This window comes from Asticcacaulis benevestitus DSM 16100 = ATCC BAA-896 (genome assembly GCF_000376105.1).
Lineage (GTDB): Bacteria > Pseudomonadota > Alphaproteobacteria > Caulobacterales > Caulobacteraceae > Asticcacaulis > Asticcacaulis benevestitus.
Window position 1 is genome coordinate 44,109 of the sequence record NZ_AQWM01000027.1, and the last position, 6,000, is coordinate 50,108.

General features: G+C 55.5%; 3 protein-coding genes. All 3 read left to right on the plus strand.

Going from position 1 to position 6,000, the window contains the following annotated elements; genetic code table 11:
* The first annotated feature begins 146 nt into the window (after positions 1–146).
* Entirely contained in the window at positions 147–2,750 is a 2,604-nt protein-coding gene (locus B060_RS0118440) for a TonB-dependent receptor (RefSeq protein WP_236621652.1), read from the plus strand.
* A 559-nt stretch (positions 2,751–3,309) separates the two neighbouring features.
* The gene (locus tag B060_RS0118445; RefSeq protein WP_236621651.1) at positions 3,310–5,538 is read left to right on the plus strand and encodes a beta-glucosidase family protein; all 2,229 of its coding nucleotides are present in this window, start codon (positions 3,310–3,312) and stop codon (positions 5,536–5,538) included.
* Between the two features lie 273 nt (positions 5,539–5,811).
* A partial coding sequence (locus B060_RS27785; protein ID WP_026172966.1) for a hypothetical protein occupies positions 5,812–6,000 on the plus strand: 189 nt, incomplete at its 3' end.

The window sequence follows — 6,000 nt, forward strand, 5'->3', positions numbered from 1 at the left end:
CCCCATAAAATCAAGCGGTGTGTTTCAACTCAAATAGGACCAATTATTACTTACATCCATTAGAAGTAAATATTGACAGCCTGTCATACATCCGTCAAACTTTGCGCCATCGGGGCCTTTGGCCGGTGAGTTTGGAGGGTAAAAATATGACGAGAGTGAACCGGAGCCGCGCACGCTCCTTCTTGATGATTTCCTCGGCCTTAAGCGTCATCATGGGGATGCCTGGTTTAGCTGCAGCTCAAGATGTGCCTACGGACCAGCCCCCCTCCGCAGCACCTGATACAGGGATTCAGGAGGTGGTCATCACGGCGTCAAAACGGGAGACCAAACTGCTCAAAACGCCTTTGGCCGTTACGGCGTTAACACAAGAGTCACTCGACAAGCAGGGCATCCAGGATATTCGCGGGATGGCAACGTCTGTGCCAAATTTGCAAATGGGGTCGAACGGCGATTCCAGTACCGCCATTAGCATGCGCGGCGTCACCTCAACGGACACGACGGAAGTGGCTGAAGCCGCCGTGTCTATCCATCAGGACGGTTTTTACTCACCGCGGCCGCAGGGTGCGCTGGCACTGATGTACGACGTCGAGCGCGTTGAAGTGCTGCGTGGCCCTCAGGGGACCTTGTTCGGTATGAATTCGCCCGGCGGCGTGATTAATGTCATCCCGGCAAAGCCGAAATTTTCAACATATTTTGGCCATGTGGACGCCGGGCTCGGCAGTTATAACGGTCGCGAAGTGCGGGCCATGTATAATTTCGGTTTCAGTGACACGTTTGCCGTGCGCGCTACCTATACGGCGTCAAAGCATGATGGCTACGGCACTCAGGTTCAGGATTTCACCGATATTGCCTCACCCGCCAACGGTATTGAGAAAGACGGCATCCCGGATGTCGATCAGCGCTATAACAAGCCGGTTGCAGCGAAGGACTGGTACAATAATGACAATGAGTGGGCCGGGCGCTTGATTGCGCGCTGGCGGCCCAATGACCGGTTCGAAATGACGGCCACCGTATCGCGATTTGCCGATAATGGCGCAGGAGACAGTGATTACCAAGATTGCAAATCGGCCGAGGGAACGCCAGCCGCCTGCGACCATGAGCTCCGCTATTTGAAGATCAACGTGCCTGGCTATGTGCGCATGACACTTGACGATTATCAGCTCAAAACGGCCTATAATATTAATGATTCCATGGTGTTGGAATACAGGGTTGGATTTGAGGATGAGCGCCGTCATCAACTCCATGACGATGACGGCGGCTTTTACCCGCCGGCCGAATGGTCATCCATTGGCGCGCCACAAACCGCTGAACAGGCTGCCACCCTCAGCTATCCCGTGTCCGACAATAGCAGCGACACACAAGGCAGTAATTATCGTTCCGTGACGCACGAGATTCAGTTGAAATCGAACGGGGATCACCGTCTCAACTATGTTCTTGGCGCATTTTATTTGTACGAACATAAGCAAATTCTCTATAGCCAGGATTTCATCGAAAACAAGAGTTACGATGCAGAGTCAGGTTCACTGATCGATGGCCTGCCTTACGGCGTGGTTTATGACCAACGGGATCGCACCACAGAATCCAAGGCCGTGTTCGGCCAGTTTGATTACAAGATGACCGACACCCTGACACTTACCGTGGGCGGTCGCTATTCGTGGGACAAAAAGGGCGATCACAATGGCTATGAATACGGTGATTGGACTCCGAGCGATGCCTGGTACAACGGTCTTTATGAGCCGACCAGTGTGCGTGCGCATCAATCAAGTGATCTGACGCAGAACATGGGGCGTAATGCGCCGCTAGGCAGCGCGGCCAATCCGCTTGTATACATTACGGATTCCGACAAAAACTGGAATGTCGGCACCTATCGTTTGGGCCTCGAATACAATCCCAGCCCCAACCACATGTTCTACGGCTCGATCGCCACGGGCTATAAGATGGGCGGCATGTATGAGGCAGCGGATTTTTGCAACAATGGTTGTGTCAAGATCCTCGAATACGGGCCGGAACACGTAACCAATTATGAAACCGGTTATAAGGGGAAACTGTTCCACAACAAACTGCAACTGTCCGCGACGCTATTCCTCAGCGATTATCACGATATGCAGAATACCGGCGATAAGGTCATTGGAATCAACACCAATCCTAACAGTCCCGCGGAAGGCAGGGCTGTGACCGCATGGACAACAGATAACCTGCCTTTGGCCCGAATTGAAGGGCTAGAGTTGGAATTCGACTCCAAGCCATGGGACAATGGCGAACTGGGCGGATATGTCTCGTGGCTTCACACTGAAGTCATCCGCGGGACGCTCATTGATGAGTATGCCTGTGCTGGGCGCGTCATTTTCGGCCAAACCCAGTGCGGCGCGCCCGACGAGCAAATAAGCTTAAAAGGCAATCAACTGCCTTTTGCGCCAGAATACTCTCTGACTGTTCACTATCAACATACCCTCCACCTTGGGAACGGCTATACGGTTCAGCCTTATGTCCTGATGCATTGGCAAAGCAAAATGTGGCTCGATGTGCAAAACTATGACGGCGCGCATTTGGCACAATTGCAAGATGCCTACACCAAGTTCGATGGCAACATACGCATTACGCCATCTAACGACACCTTCTATGTCGAGATCTATGGGGAAAACCTGACAAATATTGCCACCAAGAACTTTCAGTCCGCGGGCCTAGGAGAATTGCTCGCTAGCTATGATGCGCCAAGAACCCTTGGTGTTCGCCTGGGTTTTGATTTCTGATACGGACGCAATGCCGCGTTCGTACCGGCGGGAGCAGGCCTTGGTTTTCCCTGGCCAGGACATGCTCCCTGCGGCACTTAGATCGCTCGCTTCTGGCAAAACCCCTTGCCTTTTATTCCGGTATATTTGCTTTCAGTTGACTGGAATGGTGTGGCAAACAAAGGTGCGTTCTTGAACCTCGTAAAGACATCCACCGCTGCTTTGTACCGTCTGTTGCGTCACCTTCTAAAGGGGACGGGCGTGTTGGGTCTTACAGCAAGCCTTATCGCGTGGCCGGGTTCGGCGACCGCCCTAAAGCAGCCCAACATGTCGCACGCCGAACTCGATTCACTCGCCCACAACCTCGGTTAGCCGTAAATGCCGTGCCAGAACAGCTCACGAGGGACACGTCCGCCGCGCCAATTCACCGAATTCTCATCAGCCGCACGATCAAAGGCATGAATAGCCCCTTCGTTAGAATAGCGCGCGATGGTAGCGGTATAGTATAGCCGCCCTCTTCTCATCCAGAAAATACCTAACTACGATAGCTTCAGACAAGATAAGCATAGGAACCCACACGTTGAAACCGATCACAATCGTGACTATGTTGGCTTTTGTGTCGAGCCCTGCCTTGGCCCAGAGTCAGCCATGGCTCGACACCTCGAAGTCGCCCGAAGAACGCGCAAAGGCCGCTGTCGCGGCCATGACCATCGACGAAAAATTGACCTTGATTTTCGGCTTTACCGATGCCGACGACCTAGCGAAGCAGGCCGATGACATCGTGCCTGCGGCGGTCAAGGCTGTCGTGAAAGCAAACCAAGTCCCCGGCTCTTCCGGTTTCGTTCCGGCAATTCCACGCCTCAAGATTCCGGCCCAAGCCCAGACCGACGCATCGCTCGGCGTACGTGTAGAGGGCATGCAGCGTACCGCCCTGCCCTCGTCCTTGGCTACGGCTGCCAGTTTTGATCCCACCGTGCCCGAAGCCGGTGGCCGGATGATCGCGTCCGAAGCCCGGCTGACCGGATTCAACACGTTCCTGGCCGGAGGCGCAAACCTGGCACGCGAGCCCCGTAGTGGCCGTAACTTCGAATATGTCGGCGAAGATCCCTGGCTGGCCGGTAAAATGGCCGCGGGGCTGATCAATGGTATCCAGTCGCAGCACATGGTGTCGACTCTGAAGCATTTTGCCGTCAACGACCAGGAAAGCCAGCGCCACAGCTTAGATGTCACCATCTCGCCCGAGGCCATGCACCAGTCCGACCTGCTGGCCTTTGAATTCGCCTACGAGCAGTCGAGTCCCGGTTCGGTCATGTGTTCCTATAACCTGATCAATGGGCGCTGGGGGTGCGAAAACGAGTACCTGCTGCAAAAGACACTAAAGCAGGACTGGGGCTATAAGGGCTATGTGATGGCTGACTGGGGCGCAGTTCATTCAACTGCGGATGCGGCAAATTACGGTCTCGACCAGTTTACGGGCTTCCCGTGCTGCGGCGACCGCAAGCCCTGGTTTGCGCCCAAGGTCTTCAAAGCCGCCATAGACAAGGGCGAAATCAGCATGACCAGACTTGATGATATGGCCACCCGGATTCTATGGCCGCTGTTCTCGACAGGCGCATTCGACGATCCGGCGAAGGCCGGCCCCATCGACTTCAGATCCAATGCCGCGGTCGCGCAAAAAGCCGCCGAAGACTCGCTGGTTTTACTTAAAAATGACGGCAACCTGTTGCCCCTGGTAGGCGTGAAATCGGTCGCCATGATTGGTGGCCACGCCGACAAGGGCGTCTTGGCCGGCGGCGGCTCTTCCGCCGTTATGCCGGTCGGTGGCAACCCGGTGCCGGAAGCCGACCCCAAGGTCTGGCCGGACCCGGTCATCTACATGCCGTCTTCGCCTATGGCGGCCCTGAAGACCGAATTGCCGAAGGCGAAAGTGTCCTATAGCAGCGGCAACGATATCGCAGCGGCCGTGGCCCTGGCCAAGTCCTCTGACGTCGCCATAGTCTTCGTGACCCAGTTCATGGGTGAGGGCATGGACAGCACGCTAGAGCTCAAAGGCGATCAGGATGCTCTGGTGGCCGCGGTTGCCGCCGCCAATCCGAAGACGATCGTCGTGATCGAATCGGGCGGCGCCATCCTCATGCCTTGGAAGGACAGCGTTCCGGCAATTCTCGAAGCCTTCTACCCCGGCATCCGTGGCGGACACGCGATCGCCCGCATCCTCAGCGGCAAGGTCAATCCCTCAGGGCACCTACCGATCAGCTTCCCGGCATCGGACGCGCACCTCGCGCACGCTGACATACCCGGTTTTGACCAGCCTGACGGCAAAGCCGTCCATGTCACCTACGACGAAGGCGCGACCATTGGCTACAAGTGGTACGATGTAAAGGGCTTTAAGCCCCTGTTCGCGTTCGGCCACGGCCTGAGCTATACCACCTTCGCGGTATCCGATACCAAAGCCACCGTCGACAATGGCGCCTTGAGCGTCGGCGCGACACTACGAAATACGGGAAAGGTCCCGGGCAAGGGCGTAGTACAGATCTATGTTGCGCCTGATGACTACAAAGCGGCGGGATGGGAAGCGCCCAAGCGCCTCGTGGCGTTCCACAAAGACTTGGTCGCCCCTGGCTCCGCCGCCGCCGCCTTTGCGCAGAAGGTGGATCCACGTTTGTTGGCAACTTACGAGGTCGCTGACAACAGCTGGCGTGTAAAGGCCGGGACGTACCACGTGCTGTTTGGTCAGGCGTCGGATGATCTGCCGATATCCGTAGACATCACCCTGCCGGACATGATCTGGAGCGCCGTCCATAACTAAAGGACTGCAGGTTCATTTTCCGACCGGAGCGGAATGACGTTCGCTGGCGGCGTTATTCCGTCTTACTGTTTCATTTTAGACTTTGGTTGCGGGGGCCCGCAACCAACGTAACTACTACCCTATTTCATTTACTCAAGGAATTTCGCGTAAACCTCGGCGACCTCGAACGGTTGGCTCAAGCCCAAGCGCTGTTATGATCAGCTAAGTGTAACCGGGGCAAATTGGCGTGCAAGGGGGCTTGGCAGGGACTCGCGGTTATGATTCAAACTGGAGATGGCTCCATCGACTGAATCGAATGACGATTTTTCCCTGGCGGGTTTGCGCAGTGTTGTTGCGACACTTTTGGGGCAGGTTGAGCGACTCCAGACGGAGGTAGGTTCGCAAGCGAAGGTCATTGAAGAACAATCTCGTACCCTTGAAGATTTGAAACTGGCGGTGACGGTTCGCGACGCCAAGATTGCT

Excerpts from the sequence above, each read along its gene's own strand:
- B060_RS0118440 (WP_236621652.1), top strand. The coding sequence starts at position 147 with ATGACGAGAGTGAACCGGAGCCGCGCACGCTCCTTCTTGATGATTTCC.